Source organism: Rhodococcus sp. SGAir0479, assembly GCF_005484805.1.
Taxonomy (GTDB): Bacteria; Actinomycetota; Actinomycetes; order Mycobacteriales; family Mycobacteriaceae; genus Prescottella.
The window spans coordinates 1,123,221-1,144,266 of sequence record NZ_CP039432.1; the positions used below are offsets into that span (position 1 = coordinate 1,123,221).

At 70.0% G+C, this 21,046-nt stretch carries 19 protein-coding genes; 14 read left to right on the forward strand and 5 right to left on the reverse strand.

Translation table 11 applies throughout. From position 1 onward, the window contains the following. Positions 1 to 14 precede the first annotated feature (14 nt). Complete coding sequence (locus tag E7742_RS05240) at positions 15 to 1,760, forward strand: proline--tRNA ligase (protein ID WP_137797987.1); 1,746 nt, start codon at positions 15 to 17, stop codon at positions 1,758 to 1,760. Positions 1,761 to 1,791: 31 nt separating this feature from the next. On the opposite strand, the gene E7742_RS05245 is transcribed toward E7742_RS05240, so the two are convergent. Genes E7742_RS05245 through E7742_RS05265 form a run of 5 tightly spaced genes read right to left on the reverse strand, consistent with a single transcriptional unit; the run spans position 1,792 to position 7,183 of the window. Beyond that, complete coding sequence (locus tag E7742_RS05245; RefSeq protein ID WP_137797988.1) at positions 1,792 to 2,628, reverse strand: SDR family NAD(P)-dependent oxidoreductase; 837 nt, start codon at positions 2,626 to 2,628, stop codon at positions 1,792 to 1,794. Positions 2,629 to 2,662: 34 nt separating this feature from the next. Beyond that, a complete protein-coding gene (locus E7742_RS05250) occupies positions 2,663 to 4,252 on the reverse strand; it encodes a succinic semialdehyde dehydrogenase (protein ID WP_254699163.1) in 1,590 nt (529 codons plus the stop codon). 52 nt (positions 4,253 to 4,304) lie between these two features. Beyond that, positions 4,305 to 4,904: a TetR/AcrR family transcriptional regulator gene (locus E7742_RS05255; protein ID WP_137801048.1), complete on the reverse strand. Its 600-nt coding sequence runs from the start codon at positions 4,902 to 4,904 to the stop codon at positions 4,305 to 4,307. A gap of 31 nt (positions 4,905 to 4,935) precedes the next feature. Next, on the reverse strand, positions 4,936 to 6,279 hold the full coding sequence (locus tag E7742_RS05260; RefSeq protein ID WP_137797989.1) for a cytochrome P450: 1,344 nt from the start codon (positions 6,277 to 6,279) through the stop codon (positions 4,936 to 4,938). 31 nt (positions 6,280 to 6,310) lie between these two features. Then, positions 6,311 to 7,183, reverse strand: coding sequence for an oxygenase MpaB family protein (locus E7742_RS05265; RefSeq protein ID WP_254699269.1), 873 nt, complete (start codon positions 7,181 to 7,183; stop codon positions 6,311 to 6,313). Between the two features lie 221 nt (positions 7,184 to 7,404). Between E7742_RS05265 and E7742_RS05270 the strand changes: the two genes are divergently transcribed. The 13 genes from E7742_RS05270 (at position 7,405) to nuoK (ending at position 21,046) form a co-directional block, all read left to right on the forward strand. Next, positions 7,405 to 9,129: an acyl-CoA dehydrogenase family protein gene (locus tag E7742_RS05270; protein ID WP_137797991.1), complete on the forward strand. Its 1,725-nt coding sequence runs from the start codon at positions 7,405 to 7,407 to the stop codon at positions 9,127 to 9,129. A gap of 25 nt (positions 9,130 to 9,154) precedes the next feature. Further along, positions 9,155 to 9,823 carry an O-methyltransferase gene (locus tag E7742_RS05275; protein ID WP_137801049.1) on the forward strand — a complete coding sequence of 223 codons (669 nt, stop codon included), beginning with the start codon at positions 9,155 to 9,157 and terminating at the stop codon, positions 9,821 to 9,823. Positions 9,824 to 9,889: 66 nt separating this feature from the next. Then, positions 9,890 to 10,312 carry an Rv3143 family two-component system response regulator gene (locus E7742_RS05280; RefSeq protein ID WP_137797992.1) on the forward strand — a complete coding sequence of 141 codons (423 nt, stop codon included), beginning with the start codon at positions 9,890 to 9,892 and terminating at the stop codon, positions 10,310 to 10,312. Between the two features lie 204 nt (positions 10,313 to 10,516). Continuing rightward, complete coding sequence (locus tag E7742_RS05285) at positions 10,517 to 10,888, forward strand: NADH-quinone oxidoreductase subunit A (RefSeq protein ID WP_137797993.1); 372 nt, start codon at positions 10,517 to 10,519, stop codon at positions 10,886 to 10,888. A 36-nt stretch (positions 10,889 to 10,924) separates the two neighbouring features. Next, positions 10,925 to 11,518 (forward strand): NuoB/complex I 20 kDa subunit family protein, encoded by a 594-nt coding sequence (locus E7742_RS05290; RefSeq protein ID WP_137797994.1) that lies wholly within the window; start codon positions 10,925 to 10,927, stop codon positions 11,516 to 11,518. Further along, the gene (locus E7742_RS05295) at positions 11,515 to 12,273 is read left to right on the forward strand and encodes an NADH-quinone oxidoreductase subunit C (protein ID WP_137797995.1); all 759 of its coding nucleotides are present in this window, start codon (positions 11,515 to 11,517) and stop codon (positions 12,271 to 12,273) included. The genes E7742_RS05290 and E7742_RS05295 overlap by 4 nt, the downstream gene beginning before the upstream one ends. Next, positions 12,270 to 13,595 (forward strand): NADH dehydrogenase (quinone) subunit D, encoded by a 1,326-nt coding sequence (nuoD, locus tag E7742_RS05300; protein ID WP_137797996.1) that lies wholly within the window; start codon positions 12,270 to 12,272, stop codon positions 13,593 to 13,595. The genes E7742_RS05295 and nuoD overlap by 4 nt, the downstream gene beginning before the upstream one ends. Continuing rightward, positions 13,592 to 15,664, forward strand: coding sequence for an NADH-quinone oxidoreductase subunit NuoF (gene nuoF / locus E7742_RS05305; protein ID WP_137797997.1), 2,073 nt, complete (start codon positions 13,592 to 13,594; stop codon positions 15,662 to 15,664). Before nuoD ends, nuoF begins: the two co-directional genes overlap by 4 nt. Then, positions 15,661 to 18,117, forward strand: coding sequence for an NADH-quinone oxidoreductase subunit G (locus E7742_RS05310; RefSeq protein WP_137797998.1), 2,457 nt, complete (start codon positions 15,661 to 15,663; stop codon positions 18,115 to 18,117). The genes nuoF and E7742_RS05310 overlap by 4 nt, the downstream gene beginning before the upstream one ends. Continuing rightward, positions 18,117 to 19,403, forward strand: coding sequence for an NADH-quinone oxidoreductase subunit NuoH (nuoH, locus tag E7742_RS05315; RefSeq protein WP_137797999.1), 1,287 nt, complete (start codon positions 18,117 to 18,119; stop codon positions 19,401 to 19,403). Before E7742_RS05310 ends, nuoH begins: the two co-directional genes overlap by 1 nt. After that, positions 19,396 to 19,917, forward strand: a complete 522-nt coding sequence (gene nuoI, locus E7742_RS05320) for an NADH-quinone oxidoreductase subunit NuoI (protein WP_137798000.1) — start codon at positions 19,396 to 19,398, stop codon at positions 19,915 to 19,917. Before nuoH ends, nuoI begins: the two co-directional genes overlap by 8 nt. Then, a complete protein-coding gene (locus tag E7742_RS05325; protein WP_137798001.1) occupies positions 19,917 to 20,750 on the forward strand; it encodes an NADH-quinone oxidoreductase subunit J in 834 nt (277 codons plus the stop codon). The genes nuoI and E7742_RS05325 overlap by 1 nt, the downstream gene beginning before the upstream one ends. Next, a complete protein-coding gene (gene nuoK / locus E7742_RS05330) occupies positions 20,747 to 21,046 on the forward strand; it encodes an NADH-quinone oxidoreductase subunit NuoK (protein ID WP_137798002.1) in 300 nt (99 codons plus the stop codon). The genes E7742_RS05325 and nuoK overlap by 4 nt, the downstream gene beginning before the upstream one ends.

Here is a 21,046-nt window from a genome sequence, read left to right on the forward strand (position 1 = left end):
TAGGCTGCTACACCGTGATCACCCGCATGTCGCACCTGTTCCTCCGTACCCTCCGCGACGACCCGGCCGACGCCGAGGTCGCCAGCCACAAGCTGCTGGTGCGCGCCGGCTACGTGCGGCGTATCGCGCCCGGCGTCTACTCGTGGCTGCCACTGGGACTCAAGGTGCTCCGCGAGGTGGAGCGGGTGGTCCGCGAGGAGATGAACGCGATCGGCGGGCAGGAGATCCTGCTGCCGGCGCTGCTGCCGCGGGATCCCTACGAGACGTCCAACCGGTGGACCGAGTACGGCGACGGCCTGTTCCGGTTGAAGGACCGCAAGGGCAACGACATGATGCTCGGTCCGACGCACGAGGAACTGTTCGCGCTCACCGTCAAGGGCGAGTACAACTCGTACAAGGATTTCCCGGTCACGCTGTACCAGGTGCAGACCAAGTACCGCGACGAGGAGCGTCCCCGCGCCGGCATCCTGCGCGGCCGCGAGTTCGTGATGAAGGACTCCTACAGCTTCGACCTCACCGACGAGGGCCTGGCCGCGTCGTATCGGGCGCACCGCGACGCCTACGAGCGCATCTTCCAGCGCCTCGGCGTCAAGTACGTCATCGTATCGGCGACGTCCGGCGCCATGGGTGGCAGCGCGTCGGAGGAGTTCCTCGCCGAGAGCGAGATCGGCGAGGACACCTACGTCCGGTGCGTCGAGTCCGGCTACGCCGCCAACGTCGAGGCCGTCAAGACCCTCGCGCCCGCACCGATCCCGTTCGACGGGCTGCCCGAGGCCGTCGTCCACGACACCCCCGACACCCCGACCATCGACTCGCTCGTCGAGTGGGCGAACGGGGCCGGGCTGGGCCGGACGATCACGGCGGCCGACACCCTCAAGAACATCATCGTCAAGACCCGCGTGCCGGGCGGCGAGTGGGAACTGCTGGGCATCGGCATCCCCGGGGACCGCGAGGTGGACGACAAGCGCGTCGAGGCGTCGCTCGAGCCCGCCGAGGTGGCGCTGCTCACCGACGAGGACTTCGCGCGGCACCCCTTCCTGGTCAAGGGTTACATCGGACCGAAGGCATTGCTGGAGAACGAGGTTCGTTACCTCGTCGATCCGCGCGTGGTCGACGGAACGGCGTGGATCACCGGTGCCGACGTCGCGGGCAAGCACTACGTCGACCTGGTCGCCGGCCGCGACTTCACCCCGGACGGCACCATCGAGGCGGCCGAGGTCCGCGACGGTGACCCGTCGCCCGACGGCGCCGGTCCGCTCGTGTCGGCTCGCGGCATCGAGATCGGGCACGTCTTCCAGCTCGGCCGCAAGTACACCGACGCGTTCGCCGTCGACGTCCTCGCCGAGAACGGCAAGCCGGTGCGCCCGACCATGGGCTCCTACGGCGTCGGCGTCTCCCGCCTCGTCGCGGTCATCGCCGAGCAGCATCACGACGAGAAGGGCCTGCGCTGGCCCGCCGAGGTCACGCCGTTCGACGTGCATCTGGTGATCGCCAACAAGGACGACGCCGCCCGCGAGGGCGCCGAGGCGCTGGCCGCCGAGCTCGACAAGGCCGGCGTGGAGGTGCTCTTCGACGACCGCAAGGCGTCCCCGGGTGTGAAGTTCAAGGACTCCGAGCTGATCGGCGTCCCGCACGTCGTGGTCGTCGGCCGCGGCTACGCCGAGGGCAAGGTGGAGGTGCGGGACCGCTTCACCGGCGAATCCCGTGAGGTCGCCGCCGACAGCGCGCTGGCCGACATACTCGCGACCGTCCGCAACTGACCGCGGCCGGCCGGACGGCTGTGCGTCCGTCTCACTCGGACGGCTGCGCGTCGCCGGCGATCCGGGCGTCGTAGTCCGCGCGCCCGGAGTCGACGTCGAGAAAGACGGTGTCGAGCCCGAGCGTGCGGCGCAGCCCACGCGCCGCGGGACGCGGAAACAGCTGCCACACGGCGCTTCCCGTCGACAGCCGGCGGGGGACGACGGCCTGTCGTCGTCCTCGGGTCAGGACCCGCAGCACCGTCGCGGCCACCTGCTCGGGTGGGATCGGTCGGGTCAGCGGTCCCGGTGCGGTCCCCGAGATGAGGGCAGTGCGGGTGAACGACGGCAACACCGTCGACACCCGGACTCCGCGTGCGGCCAGTTCGGCGTCGAGCGCGTCCCCGAACCCGACGACGGCGAACTTGGTGCCGCTGTAGACCACCATCCCGGGCGCGGGGATGCGGCCGGCGATCGATGCGACGTTGACGATGCGGCCGTCGCCCCGCGTCACCATCCGCCGCGCCGCGGCCCGGGCGCCGTTCATCACCCCGAGCACGTTGACGTTAACCGCCCGCCGGACCACGGCGTCGTCCTGCGCGAGCACCGGGCCGATCGGCATGATGCCGGCGTTGTTCACCCAGATCGACACCGGCCCGAGCCGCGACTCGACGTCGTCGAGGAACGCCTCGACGGAGGCCGGGTCGGTGACGTCCAGCGGGCCGCCGTGCACGCCGAGGCGCTCGGCGGTCTGCGCGGTGGGTGCGCCGTCCAGGTCGCCGATCGCCACCCGGGCGCCGGCCGCGTGCAGGGCCGCCGCGGTGGCCAGGCCGATGCCGCGGGCTCCGCCGGTGACCACGGCGACGCGCCCGCCCGGATCGATTCCCCTCATGCGTGGCTCTCTTTCAATACGGTCATCGCGGTCCTCACTGTCGTCGGGGAAGAACGAGGGCGAGCCTGTTGCTCAGGTTCAGGGCGCGCAGCAGCAGCGCGCGGCCTCGGTCGGGGTAGGCCGTGGCGAGTCGTTGCGAGGTGATCGTCTGAGGTTCGGTGTAGCGGACGATGCCCTCGCGGCCGTGGCGGCGGCCGAGGCCACTGGACCGCATGCCGCCCATCGGCGCACCGAGTGCCGCGATCGCGGACAGGTAGCCGTCGTTGACGTTGACGGCGCCCGCGACGATCCGGGCCGCCAGCGCGCGGGCGCGGGCAGTGTCACGCGACCAGACGCTGGCGCTGAGACCGTACTCGCCGGCGTTCGCCGCCCGCACCGCGTCGTCGTCGCTCGCGACCGGGTACACCGAGACCACCGGACCGAAGGTCTCCTCGGCGTGGACGCGCATGTCGGGGGTGACCCCGGCCAGCACGGTGGGTTCGTGGAACAGCGGCCCGAGATCCGGGCGCGGGCACCCGCCGGTGAGCACGGTGGCGCCCCGGCCCACCGCGTCCCGGATATGCCCCACGGTGGCGTCGAGTTGCCGCTCCGTCGTGAGCGACCCCATGTCGACGTCGAAGCCGTACCCGGACCCCAGGCGCAGCCGCTCGGCACGCTCGACCAGCGCCGCCACGAACGGCGCGTACACGTGCTCGTGGACGTAGATCCGCTCGATGCCGATGCACATCTGGCCGGCGTTCGAGAAACACGCCTGGACCGCCCCGGTGGCGGCGGCCTCGACGTCGGCGTCGGCGCACACGATCATCGGGTTCTTGCCACCCAGTTCGAGGGACGCGCCGATCAGCCGGTCCGCGCAGCGGCGCGCGACCTCGCGGCCGGTGGCGGTGGACCCCGTGAAGCACACGTAGTCGACGACGTCGATCACGGCCGGCCCGATCCGCGGGCCGGGACCCGTGACCACCTGCCACACGTCCGGCGGGACACCCGCCTCGACGGCGAGCTTGCGCGCCAGCAGCAGCGTCCACGGAGCCTGGGAGTCGGCCTTGCTGACCACCACATTGCCCGCGACGAGCGCCGGAATCACGTCCCCGACCGCGAGGAAGAGTGGGTAGTTCCACGGCGCGATGACCCCGACCACCCCCTTGGGGCGGTAGCCGACCCGTGCGGAGACGACGCCGGGAATCGCGGTGGCGGCGCGGCGCGCTCGCAGGTGTGCGGCCCCGGTCCGGCCGTAGTACGTGGCCACCTGCACCACGCCCTGAACCTCGATCGCGGCGTGCACGCGGGCCTTCCCGGTCTCCCACTGCATGAGGTCGCAGAGCCGGCTCTCGTGCGTGACGAGGGCGCGCGCGAAGCGGCGCGCGATGCGCATCCGCTCGGCAATCGGGGTGGCCGCCCAGTCGGGTTGGGCCGCGCGAGCCGACGCCGCCACCGCGGCGACCGCCGCAGTGTCGGACTGCGGCACGCCCGGCAGCAACCGGCCGTCGAACGGTGCTCGCGCCTGCCGCAGCCCCGCGGTATCGGGCAGTTGCTGGCGCAGCTCGGCGATCAGCGCCGTGTCGATCCCGGCGGGTGGACGGGCCGGCCCGTCGGCGGCCGGGACGGGGGACATGACGGAGGTCACGGGTGCCTCCCGCCGGGTGCGGGCTCGGGGTGCTCGGTCGCGAGCGCCCCGCTCACCACACCAGTCGGACCAGATACCGCTCGGCGTAGCGTCGGACCGCGTCCTGATCCGACAGATCCAGCTGCCCTTGTGGATTGAGCATCAACGAGACCGCGATCCGGATGAGGATCTCCGACACCGCGGTCAGGTCGTCGTCGCTCATCGTGACGCCGGAACGTCGCAGCGCCCCGGTGACCTGCGCGGCCGCCTGGGTGATGGGGGCCCCGCCGGTGCGGGTGGTGAGCCCGAGGATCATCTCCGGCTCGCTCTCGAGAATCCGGGCGATGAGGGGCATCTCCTGTGCCATGCGTACGCCCCGGACGAAGCACTCGACCACCGCCGCGCGCGGATCCAGTTCGGCCGCAACACGATCGAGTTCGGCGAAGAACAGCTGCGTCTCGCGCAGCAGCAAGGTCTCGACGAGGGCATCCTTGTTGGGGAACCGCCGGTAGAGCGTGCTGCGGGAGATCCCGGCCCGGCGCGCGATGTCGTCCATGTTGGTGCGCCGTATTCCGTACCGCTCGAACTCGTCCCGGGCGGCGTCGAGCATCACCTGGTCCGGTGACGCGGTCGTCGCGGTGGGGTCGGTGGGCGTGTGCATCAGGGGCAGCATATCGGTCGTCGTCACGCATTTCGCCGACCGCCTAGAGCGCCCGGACCCGGACCGGCAGCCGATCCTTCGGCACCGGCAGCGTGGAGTTGTCGAGTTTCCACACGTAGTCCTCCGGTACCGACCACTCGTATCGCAGCAACAGGTTGTGCATGATCGTCTTGATCTCCATCTGGGCGAAGTAAAGCCCGATGCACTTGTGGACGCCGCCCCCGAACGGCATCCAGGCGTAGCGGTGCGCCCGGTCCTCGGCGCGTTCGTCGGAGAACCGGTCCGGGTCGAAGCGTTCGGGGTCGGGCCACAGCGCCGGGTTGTGGTGGTTGACCATGGCGATGGCCGCGACGTAGGTGCCCTTCGGGACGAAGTGCCCGCAGATCTCGGTGTCCTCCCGGGCCTGACGCGGCAGGCCGGGGACGGGGGAGTTCAGCCGCAACGACTCCTTCATGACCCGGTCCAGGACCGTGAAGCCGTCGAGGGTGTCGTAGGCGATCTCCGGCGGCAGCCGGCGGGACTGATCGCGCGCCCTCTCCTGCCACTCCGGGTGCTTCGCCAGGTAGTACGCCATCGTCGTCAACGTGATCGTCGAGGTGTCGTGCGCGGCCATCAGCACGAAGATCATGTGATTGACGACGTCCTCGTCGGAGAACGTGTGCCCGTCCTCCGACGCCGCGTGGCACAGTACCGAGAACAGGTCGGGGCTCGCGGTGGCGCGCTTGGCCGGGAGGTGCCGGTGAAAGAACTCCTCGAGCACCCGGCGGCTCGCGAGGCCGCGAGCCCAGCGGGTCCCCGGGATGTTCTTGCGAACAAGCGACAGTCCCGCGTTCACACAGTCGATGAACGCCCTGTTGATGCGGTCCGCCTCGGCGCGCGGCAGGTCGAGCCCCAGGAAGATCTCGAGCGCCAGATCCAACGTGATCTGCTTGAACTCGTCGAGCAGACGGACGTCGTCGCCGATCGGCAGGTGCGCGACGCGTTCGGCGAGCATCGGCTGCATGTCCTGCAGGTAGCCCTTCAGATGGGTGTTGGTGAACGCCTGCTGCATGATTCGGCGATGGTGCCGGTGTTCCTCGAAGTCCATCAGCATGATGCCGCGCCGGAAGAAGGGGCCGATCAGGAAGCCCCACGCCGGCTCGTTGGCGAAGGCCTTGGACCGGTTCACGGCGATGGCCTCGGTCCCGTCGGCGTCGAGCGGGATCACGAACTCGAGACCGAACGACTTGATGTACGTGATGTCGCCGAACCGGGCGCGGCGGGCGGCGACCATGCCGATCGGGTCCCGGAAGAAGCGGAGCACCTCGATCACGCCCGGATGTCCCGTCCCGTGAATGGGTTTCAGATCACGGTCCGGCGGCACCGGCGCCAACTGCTTGCGCGACATGGGAGGCTCCTGACTGACGGGTGTGGGCGGCTCAGGCCGGGGCGTTGTGCAGGGGGCGGGGGTCGACGCCGATCCGGCGCCAGGCGTCGCGTGCCCACGGCAGGTACAAGATGCCCAGCGGCAGCCGGTTGAACACCGGATTGAGCGCCCGCATCCCGCGGGCGAAACGCTGGAACCTCTTCTCCCTCCGGAGATCCCACGACACGCCGCACACCGCGCGCATCTGTGGGGGCATCGTGCCGACGACGACGGTGCGGGTGAACGCGTTCAGGGGCGCAGACATCACGCGCCACACCGGTTTCGGGATCCGGCGCGGCCCCGGGATGCCCTTCCGGATGTACCCGGTCGCGTACACGATCGTCCGGGTGGGGACGAAGCGGTCGAGCATGCTGTCCCAGTACTCGACGAACTCGTCGTACGTCTGCGGCTGCCCGCGGTCACTCACCCCGTACAGCCGATACCAGAGTTTGCTCTCCTCGAAGATCTGCACCTTCTCGGCGTACGAGAGCCGCCGGATGAATGTGTCGGTGGTGTAGAGCACTTGGTCGACGAACGTGGCGTGCGCCCAGTAGAACAGTTCCGGATTGAGCGCGTGGTAGCGCGAACCGTCCGAGATGGTTCCCTTGATCGGCTTGTGGAAGTCGCGGACCGTCCGTCCCCACCCGTGCGGGTCCTCGCTGTAGACCGTCTTCATGATCGGCGGGGCGGTGCGGCGTGCCCGCCCGAGGGTGTCGGAGAAGATCACCGAGTGGTCCTCGACGGCCTTACCGAGTTGTTCGATGCAGTTCTCGGTCCCCGCGAGGCGCTGGAACCCCAGCACGCCCCGGATGTCGCCGTAGAACTTCCACACCAGCGAATCGGGCCCGAGTCGCAGGTCCGGTGCGAGGTCGTCGTCGACCGGCATCGGCAGGGCCTCGCGGATGCCCCGCTCGAAACGCTGTGCGGCGTGCCCGCCGGGGGTGGCTGCGCTCCCGGTCTCGTGCGTCGACGTCATGCGCACTCCCGTCGCGTAGGACGTTGGAACAAAGTCGTGTCTATGTGTCAGACGGTAGCAACGTGGTGCCGGTCACACAAGGGTCGACCGGTTGGTAGCTTGGAAGGCGGACGTCGACGGAGGGCGAGACATTGGGTGAGCTGCTGCTGAACCCCCGCAACTACGACCCGACGGAGTTCGACCCGAACACCCGGCGGTTGTTGCGCGCGACGATCGACTGGTTCGAGTCCCGCGGCAAACGCAAGCTGCTGCAGGAGGACCTCCACGCGGTGTGGCCGCGGGACTTTCTGGACTTCGTCGGACGCGAGAAGTTGTTCGCGACGTTCCTGACGCCCGCCGCCGACGCCGGCGGCGATCCGAACAAACGCTGGGACGCCGCGCGCAATGCGGCGCTGAGCGAGATCCTCGGTTTCTACGGCCTCGCGTACTGGTACCTGTGGCAGGTGACCGTGCTCGGTCTCGGGCCCGTCTGGATGAGTGCCAATGCCGTGGCCCGCGAGCGGGCGGTCGAACAACTCGAGGCCGGCGGCGTGATGGCGTTCGGGCTGTCCGAGCGCGAGCACGGCGCGGACGTCTACGCAACCGACATGTTGCTCACCCCGTCCGACGACGGTGCCGCGGCCTTCCGCGCCAACGGCACCAAGTACTACATCGGCAACGGCAACGTCGCGGGGATGGTGTCGGTGTTCGGGCGCAGGACCGACGTCGAGGGCGCCGACGGGTACGTCTTCTTCGTCGTCGACAGCCGGCACCTGCACTACCGCCTCATCGACAACGTCGTGCACGGGCAGATGTACGTGAGCACCTTCGCGTTGCGCGACTACCCGGTGCGTGAGGAGGACGTCCTGCACACGGGCGCGGACGCGTTCTCGGCGGCGCTGAACACCGTCAACGTCGGCAAGTTCAATCTGTGCACGGCGTCCGTCGGGATGTGCGAGCACGCCTTCTTCGAGGCGATCACGCACGCGCACGAGCGAATCCTCTACGGGAAGCGGGTCACCGACTTCCCCCACGTACGCGCGAGCTTCGTCGACGCGTACGCCCGTCTGGTCGCGATGAAGATGTTCTCCGCCCGCGCCGTCGACTACTTCCGCAGCGCCGGACCGGAGGACCGTCGCTATCTGCTGTTCAATCCGATGACCAAGGCGAAGGTGACCTCGGAGGGGGAGAAGGTGATCGCGCTCCTGCACGACGTCATCGCCGCGAAGGGGTACGAGAAGGACACCTACTTCCGCGAGGCGGCCGAGCTGATCGGGACGCTACCCAAGCTCGAGGGCACCGTGCACGTCAACGTCGGACTGATGCTGAAGTTCATGCCGAATTACTTCTTTCACCCCGCCGAGTACCCCGAGGTCGGCACCCGCGACGACGCGGCCGACGACGCCTTCTTCTGGGCCCAGGGCCCGGCGCGGGGCGCCGCGAAGGTGCAGTTCCGGGACTGGACGACGGTGTACACCGCGCACTCCGACATCCCCCAGGTGGGGCGGTTCTTCGAGCAGGCGTCGGCATTGCGGGAACTTCTGGCGACGGCGGGCCCCGACGACGCCCAGCGGGAGGATCTGGACTTCCTGCTCACCGTGGGTCACCTCTTCGAACTGGTCGTCTACGGACAACTGATCCTCGAACAGGCCGACGTCCTGGGGCTCGACCGTGATCTCGTGGAGCAGATCTTCGACTTCCAGATCCGGGACTTCTCGCGGTACGCCGTCGAACTGCACGGCAAACCGTCGTCGACGGCGGCGCAGCAGGAGTGGGCGCTGGGTGCCGTTCGCAAGCCCGTGGTCGACACGGCCCGGTTCGACCGGGTGTGGCAGCAGGTCGCCGGCTACGCCGGCGCGTACGAGATGGGTACCTGAGGAGGTGTCCGTGTCCGACGGCGACATGGGAGCGGCCCGGTGGGCCGAGGTGGACCGCTACCTGGGCGAGACGGTCCTGGGCGAGGACGAGGCGCTGACCGCGGCGCTCACCGCGAACGAGGCCGCGGGACTACCGCCGATCGACGTCTCGCCGGCGCAGGGCAAGTTTTTGAACCTGTTGGTACGCATGGTCGGTGCGCGGCGGGTGCTCGAGATCGGCACGCTCGGCGGCTACAGCACCATCTGGCTCGCGCGGGCGGTCGGTCCGTCCGGCCGGGTGGTCACCCTCGAGTACGAGCCCCGGCACGCGGCCGTCGCGCGGGAGAACCTGGACCGCGCCGGTGTGGGCGGTCGGGTCGACATCCGGATCGGCGCGGCCCTCGACACCCTGCCACTCGTGGAGGCCGACGACATGGGCCCGTTCGACGTGGTGTTCATCGACGCCGACAAGGTCAACAACTCCAACTACGTGCGCTGGGCGCTGCAACTGTCGCGGCCCGGCACCGTGATCGTCGTCGACAACGTCGTCCGCGGGGGAGCGGTCTCGAATCCGGACCTCGACGACGACGCGATCCGGGCGAGCCGGGAGGTCCTCGGCCTGCTCGCGGCCGAACCACGCCTCGACGCCACCGCGTTGCAGACCGTCGGGACGAAGGGCTGGGACGGGTTCGCGCTCGCGCTGGTCCTGGAATGACCGGGTGACCCCGCAAAACGCGGGGAGTGACCGGAATGCGCGGGGACGTGGTCGTAGCATCGGAGCGTGGCCAATCCGACCGTCCGCTCCGCGGACTTCGAAGACTCCGCCCCGCTGCGTGTCCTCGTCTACAGCAGCGACGCCGCGACGCGCGATCGGGTGATGCGGGCCCTGGGCACCCGGCCGCATCCCGACGTGCCGGTGCTCGAATACGTCGAGGTCGCGACGGAACCGACGGTGATCCGCACGATGGACGCGGGCGGCGTCGACCTGGCGATTCTCGACGGCGAGGCGACGCCGGCCGGCGGCATGGGGATCGCCAAGCAGCTCGCGGACGAGCTGGACGTGTGCCCGCCGATCGTGGTGCTCACCGGGCGTGCCGACGACCGGTGGCTCGCGGACTGGTCGCGGGCCGACGCCGTGGTGCAGCATCCCATCGAGCCGTTCCGCCTCGCGGAGGCCGTGGTCCCGCTCCTGCGCCGTACGTGACGTTTTCGCGTCCGGGCGCGTGATTGCCACCCGCCCGGGGGAACTCCTGGGTAAAACCCGAGCCAAGCGCGACTATCCCGGTACGCTGAGGCGTAGATCACATTCGGCGGGTGGGTTCTCCTGATTGCGTGATTGTGCGTCTCTCGTGGCTACCCGCCGCGCGTGGTCCCCCGGTGGGCTCACGGCGAGAGGAGCTGAGGCGCAGTGAACGCATTCGTGCCGATTCTCGTGCTCGGGGCCATCGCCGTCGCGTTCGCGGTGTTCTCCGTGTTCGTCGCGTCGGCGGTCGGTCCCAAGCGGCCCGGCCGCGCCAAACTCGAGGCCTACGAGTGCGGCATCGACCCCGTCCCGCAGCCGGCCACCGGCCGGGCGGGCGGCCAGCGGATACCGGTGAAGTACTACCTGACGGCGATGTTGTTCATCATCTTCGACATCGAGATCGTGTTCCTCTACCCGTGGGCCGTCCACTTCGACGCCCTCGGACTGTTCGGTCTGGCCGCGATGGCCGTGTTCGTCTTCAACGTGTCGGTGGCATACGCGTACGAGTGGCGTCGTGGGGGATTGAGCTGGGACTAGGCGGTTTTCGCGCGAGGGAGCGGAGGTGAACCCGGGATGGGTCTCGAAGAGAAGGTGCCGAGCGGTTTCCTGCTGAGCACCGTCGAAGCCGTCGCCGGCTACGCCCGCAAGGGGTCGTTGTGGCCGGCCACGTTCGGACTCGCGTGCTGCGCGATCGAGATGATGTCCACCACGTCCGGACGGTACGACCTGGCGCGATTCGGCATGGAGGCGTTCCGGGCGTCACCGCGACAGGCGGACCTGATGATCGTCGCCGGACGGGTGAGCCAGAAGATGGCGCCGGTGCTGCGTCAGGTGTACGACCAGATGGTCGAACCCAAGTGGGTGCTGGCGATGGGCGTGTGCGCGTCCTCCGGGGGCATGTTCAACAACTACGCGATCGTGCAGGGCGTCGACCACGTCGTGCCCGTCGACATCTACCTGCCCGGCTGTCCGCCGCGCCCCGAGATGCTGCTGAACGCGATCCTGCAGCTGCACGCCGAGATCGAGCGGATGCCGCTCGGCGTCAACCGGGAGGAGGCCGTCCGCGCGGCCGAGCAGGCGGCGCTGGCGGCGCGGCCGGCACCCGCCCGGACCGAGCTGGGGATGCCCGCAGGCCCCGGAGACACTGCCGGGGCGGTGCTGCGATGAGCTCCGACCGCGATCGCGCGCCGTCCTCGACCGACCCGGAGGCCACCGCCGGACCGGAGGGAACCGTGCCGCCGGAACGCGTGGTCGGCGGGGAGATGATCGGGATGCGGCGGGGCATGTTCGGGGTCGGTGGCACGGGCGACACCTCCGGCTACGGGCGGCTGGTGCGGCCGGTGACGCTGCCCGGCGGCACGCCGCGCCCGTACGGCGGCTGGTTCGACGAGGCCGTCGACCTGCTGGCCGCCGCGCTCGGCGACGACGAGTCCGGGGTGCTGTTCGACGACGCGGTGGAGAAAGTGGTGGTCTTCCGCGGCGAACTGACGTTGCACGTGCGGCGCGAGTTCCTGCCGACGGTCGCCCGCCGGCTCCGGGACGATCCGAGGCTGCGGTTCGAGCTGTGCCTGGGGGTCAGCGGCGTGCACTATCCGCAGGATCCGGGCCGCGAACTGCATGCGGTGTACCCGTTGATGTCGGTCACCCACGGCCGGCGTCTCCGGCTGGAAGTGGCTGTCCCCGAGGCCGACCCGTGCATCCCCTCCCTGCACCGCGTGTACCCCACGACGGACTGGCACGAACGCGAGGCCTACGACTTCTTCGGTCTGGTGTTCACCGGGCATCCCGCGCTCACCCGCATCGAGATGCCGGACGACTGGGTGGGGCACCCGCAACGCAAGGACTACCCACTCGGCGGTGTCCCCGTCGAGTACAAGGGGGCGAAGATTCCCCCGCCGGACGAGAGGAGGGCGTACCAGTGAGCGACCCCTTCACCCGGTACGGCGGCGACCCGGCGGAGTTCACCGTCAACGGGCAGGACTGGGACGACCTCGTCGACGCCGCGACCACGGCCCGGGAGTCCGGCGCGGAACGCATCGTGGTCAACATGGGTCCGCAACACCCGTCGACGCACGGGGTGCTGCGGCTCATCCTCGAGATCGAGGGTGAGACGGTGACCGAGGCCAGGTGTGGAATCGGTTACCTGCACACCGGGATCGAGAAGAACCTCGAGTACCGCAACTGGACTCAGGGCGTCACCTTCGTCACCCGCATGGACTATCTGGCGCCGTTCTTCAACGAGGTGGCGTACTGCCTGGGCGTCGAGCGTCTGCTCGACATCACCGACCGGGTGCCCGAGCGCGCGACCGTGGTGCGGGTGCTGCTGATGGAACTCAACCGGATCTCGTCGCACCTCGTGGCCCTGGCCACCGGCGGAATGGAACTGGGCGCGATCACGCCGATGCTCTTCGGCTTCCGCGAACGCGAACTGGTCCTCGACATCTTCGAGACGATCACGGGCCTGCGGATGAACCACGCGTACGTCCGGCCCGGCGGGCTCGCCCAGGATCTGCCGGACGACGCGGTCGGCAAGGTGCGCGAACTGCTCGACCTCATGCCGCGGCGTCTGCGGGACCTCGAGACCCTGCTCGACGAGAACCCGATCTGGAAGGCCCGCACGCAGGGCATCGGTTTCCTCGACCTCACCGGGTGCATGGCCCTCGGGGTCACGGGGCCGATCCTGCGGGCCACCGGACTGCCGCACGACGTGCGTCGCACCGACCCCTACTGCGGGTACGAGACCTACGAATTCGACGTCGTGACCGACACCGGATCGGACTGCTACGGCCGCTACCGCATCCGGGTCCGGGAGATGGCGCAGTCGCTGCGGATCGTCGAACAGTGTCTGGACCGGCTGCGGCCCGGCCCGGTGATGGTGGAGGACGGGAAGATCGCGTGGCCGGCCGATCTCGCACTCGGACCGGACGGGCTCGGCAACTCGCTCGAGCACATCCGCCGGATCATGGGCACCTCGATGGAGGAGCTGATCCACCACTTCAAACTCGTCACCGAGGGCTTTCGGGTCCCTCCCGGCCAGGTGTACGTCCCGGTGGAGTCGCCTCGCGGGGAACTGGGCGTGCACATGGTGAGTGACGGCGGCACCCGACCCTTCCGGGTGCACTTCCGGGACCCGTCGTTCACGAATCTGCAAGCGGTGTCGGCGATGTGCGAGGGCGGGATGGTGGCCGACGTGATCGCCTCGGTCGCCAGCATCGATCCCGTCATGGGGGGAGTGGACCGATGACCGAACCGGTGTTCCTCGAACTCGGCCCGCGCCCGCACGAGCGGCCGTCGTACCCGCCGGACGTGCAGTCCCGGTTGGCCGCGGACGCCGACGAGATCGTGGCGCGCTACCGCACGGGTGGCGGCGATCCGCCCGGCACGGAGCGTTCGGCCCTGCTGCCGTTGCTGCACCTGGTCCAGGCCGAGGACGGCTACGTCTCCCCGGCCGGAATCGACTTCTGCGCAGCCCGTCTGGGGCTGACCGCGGCCGAGGTGACGGCGGTGGCGACGTTCTACACGATGTACCGCCGCCGTCCCGCCGGCACACACCACGTGGGGGTGTGCACCAACAGTCTGTGCGCGGTGATGGGCGGTGACGCCGTCCATGCTGCCCTGCGCGAGCACCTGGGCATCGAGGACGGTGAGACCACCGCCGACGGGACGGTGACACTCGAATCCATCGAATGCAACGCGGCGTGCGACTTCGCGCCCGTGATGACCGTCGACTGGGAGTTCTTCGACAACCGGACACCGTCGTCGGCCGTCGAGGTGGTCGACGCCCTGCGCGCCGGCCGGACCGTGACCCCGACCCGCGGGGCGCCGCTGTCGTCCTTCCGGGACACCGCCCGCATCCTCGCCGGGTTCCCGGACCGGCGACCCGGCGCACTCGAGGCGGGCGGCGGGGGCGGCTCGGCCACGCTCGCCGGGCTGCGGGCGTCCCGCGAGGACGGATCGACAGTGGCCGGACCGCCGCTGACGCCGGTGCTCAGTCGGTACTGGGACGACGACCGGTCCTGGACGCTGGACACCTACCGCCGTCGCGACGGGTACGCCGCGTTGCGCAAGGCGCTGCACATGAACCCCGACGAGGTCATCCAGACCGTCAAGGACGCGGGACTGCGCGGCCGCGGGGGCGCCGGGTTCCCGACGGGGATGAAGTGGTCGTACATTCCGCAGGATCCCGCGACGGACGGGACCGCCAAGCCGCACTTCCTCGTCGTCAACGCCGACGAGTCGGAGCCGGGCACCTGCAAGGACATCCCACTGATGTTCGCGACGCCGCACGCGCTCGTCGAGGGGGCGATCATCGCGGCCTTCGCCATCCGCGCCTCACGGGCCTTCGTCTACGTGCGCGGGGAGGTGGTTCCGGTGCTGCGGCGCCTGCAGGCCGCGGTCGCCGAGGCCTACGACGCGGGATACCTCGGACGCGACATCCTCGGGTCCGGGTTCGACCTGGATCTCGTGGTGCACGCGGGCGCCGGCGCGTACATCTGTGGGGAGGAGACCGCGCTGCTCGACTCGCTCGAGGGACGGCGCGGCCAACCTCGACTGCGGCCACCGTTCCCCGCCGTCGCGGGCCTGTACGCGTGTCCCACGGTGGTCAACAACGTCGAGTCGATCGCCAGCGTGCCGCCCGTCATCCTGCACGGCCCCGAGTGGTTCTGCAGCATGGGCAGCGAGGCGTCGCCCGGGTTCACGCTGTACTCGCTGTCGGGGCACGTCGCGCGGCCCGGCCAGTACGAGGCGCCGCTCGGAATCACACTGCGGCAGTTGCTAGAACATGCGGGGGGTGTCCGCGACGGGCACCGGCTCAAGTTCTGGACACCGGGCGGGTCGTCGACGCCGATCCTCACCGACGAGCACCTGGACGTGCCACTCGACTACGAGAACGTCGCCGCCGCCGGCTCGATGCTCGGCACCAAGGCGCTGCAGATCTTCGACGAGACCACGTGCGTCGTGCGGGTGGTGTCGCGGTGGACGCGCTTCTACGCGCACGAATCGTGCGGCAAGTGCACCCCGTGCCGGGAGGGCACGTACTGGCTGGTGCAGATCCTCGACCGCCTCGAGCGCGGCGACGGCACCGAGGCGGATCTCGGCAAGCTGCTCGACATCTCCGACACCCTGCTGGGCAAGTCGTTCTGCGCGCTCGGTGACGGCGCGGCCAGCCCGATCGTGTCGTCGCTGAAGTACTTCCGCGACGAGTACGTCGCCCACCTCGATCGTGGTGGTTGCCCGTTCGACCCGGAGGAGTCCGCGCTGGCGCCCCGCGTGGCCGAGGTGACGGCCCGGCCGGAAGGAGGGACGGCATGAGTGTCAACATCGGCGCGGACGCGTCGGGCCAGCCGGTTCCCTCGGACCGGGTGACCCTCACGATCGACGGCGTCGAGGTCACGGTTCCCAAGGGCACGCTGGTGATCCGGGCCGCCGAGGGCATCGGGATCCAGATCCCCAGGTTCTGTGATCACCCGCTCCTCGCCCCGGTCGGCGCGTGCCGCCAGTGCCTCGTCGAGGTGGAGGGCCAACGCAAGCCGATGGCGTCGTGCACCACCGTCGCCACCGACGGCATGGTGGTCCGCACCCAGGTCACCTCCGAGGTCGCGGACCGGGCCCAGCGGGGCGTGATGGAGTTACTGCTCATCAATCACCCGCTCGACTGCCCCGTGTGCGACAAGGGCGGCGAGTGTCCGCTGCAGAACCAGGCGATGTCCAGCGGGCGCACCGAGTCCCGCTTCGACGACGTCAAACGGACCTTCCCGAAGCCGATCCCACTGTCGAGCGAGGTCCTGCTCGATCGCGAGCGGTGTGTGTTGTGCGCGCGGTGCACCCGGTTCTCCCGCCAGATCGCGGGGGATCCGATGATCGAACTAGTCGAGCGCGGCGCGCTGCAGCAGGTGGGCATCGGGGAGGACGAGCCGTTCGACTCCTACTTCTCGGGCAACACCGTCCAGATCTGCCCGGTGGGCGCCCTGACCGGTGCCGCGTACCGGTTCCGGGCACGGCCGTTCGACCTGGTGTCCAGCCCGAGCGTCTGCGAGCACTGTGCCAGCGGGTGCGCGCAACGGACCGATCATCGCCGCGGCACCGTGCTGCGCCGGCTCGCCGGCGACGACCCGCAGGTCAACGAGGAATGGAACTGCGACAAGGGTCGCTGGGCCTTCACGTATGCCACCGAACCGGACCGGCTGGACACGCCACTGGTGCGGGGCCCGTCCGGGACGCTGGCACCGGCGTCGTGGCCCATGGCGCTCGCCGTCGCGGCGCGTGGACTCGTCACTGCCCGCGGCGGCGCGGGCGTCCTGGTCGGTGGGCGCGCCACCGTCGAGGACGCGTACGCGTACGCCAAGTTCGCCCGAACCGTCCTCGGCACCAACGACATCGACTTCCGCACGCGGGTGCACTCGGCGGAGGAGACCGACTTTCTCGCATCCCGCGTCGCCGGTCGGGTGATCGGTGCCGACCCGACGGCGGTCACGTACGACGACCTCGAACGGTCGCCGGCGATCCTGCTCGTCGCCTTCGAACCGGAGGAGGAATCGCCGATCGTCTTCCTCCGGCTGCGCAAGGCGGTCCGTACCCGGCGCACCGTGGTGATGTCGATCGCCCCCTTCGCCACCCGCGGTCTCGAGAAGATCGACGGCCGGTTGCTGCGCGCCGTCCCCGGCGACGAGCCGGCGATCCTCGACGAACTGGAGTCGTCCGACTTCCTTCGCTGCGCGGGGGCGGTGATCCTGGTCGGGGAGCGGGCGGCCGGGATCCCCGGGACACTGTCGGCGGTGGCGCGGCTGGCGGACGTCACCGGGGCGCGGATCGGGTGGATTCCGCGGCGTGCGGGTGACCGGGGCGCCGTCGAGGTCGGTGCGGCGCCGGCACTGCTGCCCGGCGGGCGCCCGATCGACGACCCCACCGCCCGGCGGGAAGTGGGGAGCGTGTGGGGCACGTTGCCCGAGGGGCGCGGCAGGGACACCTCCGCGATCCTCGCCGCCGCCGCGTCGGGAGAGCTGGGCGCCCTGCTGGTGGGGGCCGTCGACCCCGCCGACCTGCCCGACCCGGCGGCCGCGACCGCCGCGCTGGACGCCGCCGGATTCGTGGTGAGCCTCGAGTTGCGGCGCAGCGCAGTCACCGAGCGCGCCGACGTGGTGTTCCCAGTCGCTTCCGTGGCGGAGAAGGCCGGGGCGTTCGTCGACTGGGAGGGCCGGGTCCGTCCCTTCGCGGCCGCGCTGCGCGACACCGACGCCGTGCCCGACCAGCGCGTCCTGCACGCGCTCGCGACCGAGATGGGGGTATCGCTCGGACTGCCCGACGTGATCGCCGCGCGGATCGAGATCGCCCGGCTGGGCACGTGGGCCGGCCCGCGCGCGGCGTCCCCGGACGTCGCGGCGCGCTCGGCGGCCGAGCCCGGCCCCGGGGAGGCGGTGCTCGCGACCTGGCGCCTGCTCCTCGACGACGGGCGTCTGCAGGACGGCGAACCCCACCTCGCCGGCACCGCCCGCAGTCCCGTCGTCCGGCTCTCGGCCGATTTCGCCGCCGAGATCGGCGCGCGGGAAACGGATCCGGTCACCGTCGAGACCGACCGGGGTTCGGTCACCCTCCCGGTGGCGGTCACCGACTTGCCGTACCGGGTGGTGTGGCTGCCTCTCCACTCACCCGGCTCGGCGGTGTACGACGCGCTCGCCGCGCGGGCCGGCGACATCGTGCGGGTCCGTCTCGCCGAGCGCGGGGAGGGCGGTCCCACCGCCACCGACGCCCGAGCGGGGGTGGTGTGATGACCGCCGACCTGTCGATGTTCGGCCACGACCCGTGGTGGCTCGTGGTCGCGAAGGCGCTCGCTGTCTTCGTGTTCCTGGTCCTGACGGTACTGATCGCGATCTACGCCGAACGGAAGGTGCTGGCGTGGATGCAGATGCGCGTCGGCCCCGACCGGGTGGGACCGCGCGGCATCCTGCAGTCACTCGCCGACGGCATCAAACTCGCCCTCAAGGAGGGAATCGTCCCGTCGGGCGTCGACAAGCCGGTCTATCTGCTGGCGCCGATCATCGCGACCGTCCCGGCGTTCATGGCGTTCGCGGTCATCCCCTTCGGGCCGCAGGTGTCGATCCTCGGCCACCGCACACCGCTGCAGCTGACCGACCTGCCGGTTGCGGTGCTCTACATCCTCGCGGTGACGTCGGTGGGGGTCTACGGCATCGTGCTGGCCGGCTGGTCGTCCGGCTCGACGTATCCGTTGCTCGGCGGTCTCCGCTCGACCGCGCAGGTGATCTCGTACGAGGTCGCGATGGGCCTGACGTTCGCGGCCGTGTTCCTCGACGCGGGCACGATGTCGACCTCGGGCATCGTCGACGCGCAGTTCGGCACGTGGTACGTCTTTCTGCTGCTGCCGTCGTTCGTCATCTACGTGACGTCGATGGTCGGCGAGACCAATCGCGCGCCGTTCGATCTGCCCGAGGCCGAGGGCGAACTGGTCGGTGGTTTCCACACCGAGTACTCGTCGCTGCGCTTCGCGATGTTCATGCTGGCCGAATACGTGAACATGGTGACGGTGTCGGCGCTGGCGGCGACGATGTTCCTCGGTGGCTGGCACGCGCCGTGGCCGCTGAACATGTGGTCCGGCGCGAACTCCGGGTGGTGGCCGCTCCTGTGGTTCGTCGCGAAGGTGTGGGCGTTCCTGTTCCTGTTCATCTGGCTCCGTGCCACGCTCCCGCGCCTGCGCTACGACCAGTTCATGAACCTCGGCTGGAAGGTCCTCATCCCCGTCGCACTGGTGTGGGTGATGGTGGTCGCCGTCGTCCGGGCGCTGCGCAACGAGGGCTACGACGTGCGGTGGATCGTCCTGCTCGCCGGTGGCATCGTCGTCGCACTCGCGGTGCTGACACTGCTGTGGCGCCGTCTCGCGGCGACGCGCCCCCGGCCCGCGACCGCTCCCGTCCCGGACCAGCCGTTCGACGCGACCGCCGGTGGTTTCCCCGTCCCACCCCTGCCGCCCCCGCCGACCGGACCCCGACCGGTTCTCGTGCCGGCACGGCGGTCCGGAAAGGAGAGTCCCGATGCCTGACTTCCTCGACTCCGTCGCGGGTTTCGGCGTGACCTTCTCCACGATGTTCAAGAAACCCGTGACCGAGTTCTACCCCGAGGAGAAGGTGCCCACCGCGCCTCGCTACCACGGTCGGCACCAGCTCAACCGGCATGCCGACGGGCTCGAGAAGTGCATCGGCTGCGAGCTGTGCGCGTGGGCGTGCCCGGCGGACGCGATCTACGTCGAGGGCGCCGACAACACCGACGAGCAGCGCTTTTCGCCGGGGGAACGATACGGCCGGGTGTACCAGATCAACTACCTGCGGTGCATCGGCTGCGGGCTGTGCGTGGAGGCCTGCCCCACCCGCGCGCTGACGATGACGAACGAGTACGAGATGGCCGACGACAACCGCGCCGACCTGATCTACGAGAAGGATCGGCTGCTGGCGCCGCTGCAGGACGGGATGGAGCCGCCGCCGCACCCGATGGCCCCCGGCGCCACCGCCGAGGACTACTACCGCGGCACGGCCGCCCCGACCGGGGAGGTGACGTAGTGGACGCCGCCGTCGCGCACTCGGCCGGGCTGCTGGCCGCGGACCTCGTCACCCGCACGTCCACCGGTGAGGCCGTGCAGTTCTGGATCCTGGGGACCGTCGCCGTGCTCGGCGCGCTCGGCGTGGTGTGCGCGCCCAAGGCCGTCTACTCGGCGATCTTCCTGGCGACCACGATGATCGTGCTCGCGGTGTTGTACATCGCGCAGGGCGCGCTGTTCCTCGGCGTGGTGCAGGTGGTCGTCTACACCGGTGCCGTCATGATGCTGTTCCTGTTCGTGCTGATGCTCGTCGGGGTCGACTCGTCGGATTCGCTCGTGGAAACGCTGCGCGGACAACGCGTTGCGGCCGTGGTGACGGGGGTCGGCTTCGGGCTGCTGCTCATCGGCAGTCTGGGCAATGCGACCGTCGGCGTGGTCCGCGACGGCGTGGTCGGGTTCGTCGGTCTCGGTGGGGCCGACGCGGGCGGCAACGTCGAAGGCATCGCCGAGATCGTCTTCATCCGATACGTGTGGGTCTTCGAACTCACCGGCGCGCTGCTCATCACCGCCACGATCGGCGCGATGGTGCTCGCTCACCGGGAGCGTTTCGAACGGCGCCGCACGCAACGGGAGATGTCACAGCAACGTTTCCGGGACTGGGCCGCGGCCGACGGTGAGCCCACGGTCCGGGTGACGCCACTGCCCAGCCCCGGTGTGTACGCCCGCAGCAATGCCGTCGACATGCCGGCCCGGTTGCCCGACGGGTCGTTCGCGCGGGAATCGGTCGCCCGGGTGCTCGATCCGCGCGCCGTTCCGCCGTCCGGCTCCGCGCCGAACGGGGAGGTGGGCCGATGAATCCGCAGAACTACCTGTTCCTCTCCGCGCTGCTGTTCACGATCGGTGCGGCGGGAGTGTTGTTGCGACGCAACGCGATCGTCGTGTTCATGTGCATCGAGCTGATGCTCAACGCCGCCAACCTCGCGTTCGTCACCTTCGCGCGGATGCACGGCAACCTGGACGGCCAGGTGTTCGCGTTCTTCACGATGGTCGTCGCCGCGGCCGAGGTCGTCGTCGGTCTGGCGATCATCATGACCATCTTCCGCACCCGTCGTTCGGCCTCCGTCGACGACGCCGACCTGTTGAAGTACTGA

Bases quoted from the DNA above. Each gene is read 5' to 3' on its own strand.
- nuoF (WP_137797997.1), top strand. From the start codon at position 13,592: ATGACCGAACCGGTGTTCCTCGAACTCGGCCCGCGCCCGCACGAGCGG.
- E7742_RS05295 (WP_137797995.1), top strand. From the start codon at position 11,515: ATGAGCTCCGACCGCGATCGCGCGCCGTCCTCGACCGACCCGGAGGCC.
- E7742_RS05290 (WP_137797994.1), top strand. From the start codon at position 10,925: ATGGGTCTCGAAGAGAAGGTGCCGAGCGGTTTCCTGCTGAGCACCGTC.
- E7742_RS05255 (WP_137801048.1), bottom strand. From the start codon at position 4,904: ATGCTGCCCCTGATGCACACGCCCACCGACCCCACCGCGACGACCGCG.
- nuoK (WP_137798002.1), top strand. From the start codon at position 20,747: ATGAATCCGCAGAACTACCTGTTCCTCTCCGCGCTGCTGTTCACGATC.
- E7742_RS05260 (WP_137797989.1), bottom strand. From the start codon at position 6,279: ATGTCGCGCAAGCAGTTGGCGCCGGTGCCGCCGGACCGTGATCTGAAA.
- E7742_RS05310 (WP_137797998.1), top strand. From the start codon at position 15,661: ATGAGTGTCAACATCGGCGCGGACGCGTCGGGCCAGCCGGTTCCCTCG.
- nuoI (WP_137798000.1), top strand. From the start codon at position 19,396: ATGCCTGACTTCCTCGACTCCGTCGCGGGTTTCGGCGTGACCTTCTCC.
- nuoH (WP_137797999.1), top strand. From the start codon at position 18,117: ATGACCGCCGACCTGTCGATGTTCGGCCACGACCCGTGGTGGCTCGTG.
- E7742_RS05245 (WP_137797988.1), bottom strand. From the start codon at position 2,628: ATGAGGGGAATCGATCCGGGCGGGCGCGTCGCCGTGGTCACCGGCGGA.
- E7742_RS05275 (WP_137801049.1), top strand. From the start codon at position 9,155: ATGGGAGCGGCCCGGTGGGCCGAGGTGGACCGCTACCTGGGCGAGACG.
- E7742_RS05265 (WP_254699269.1), bottom strand. From the start codon at position 7,183: ATGCCGGTCGACGACGACCTCGCACCGGACCTGCGACTCGGGCCCGAT.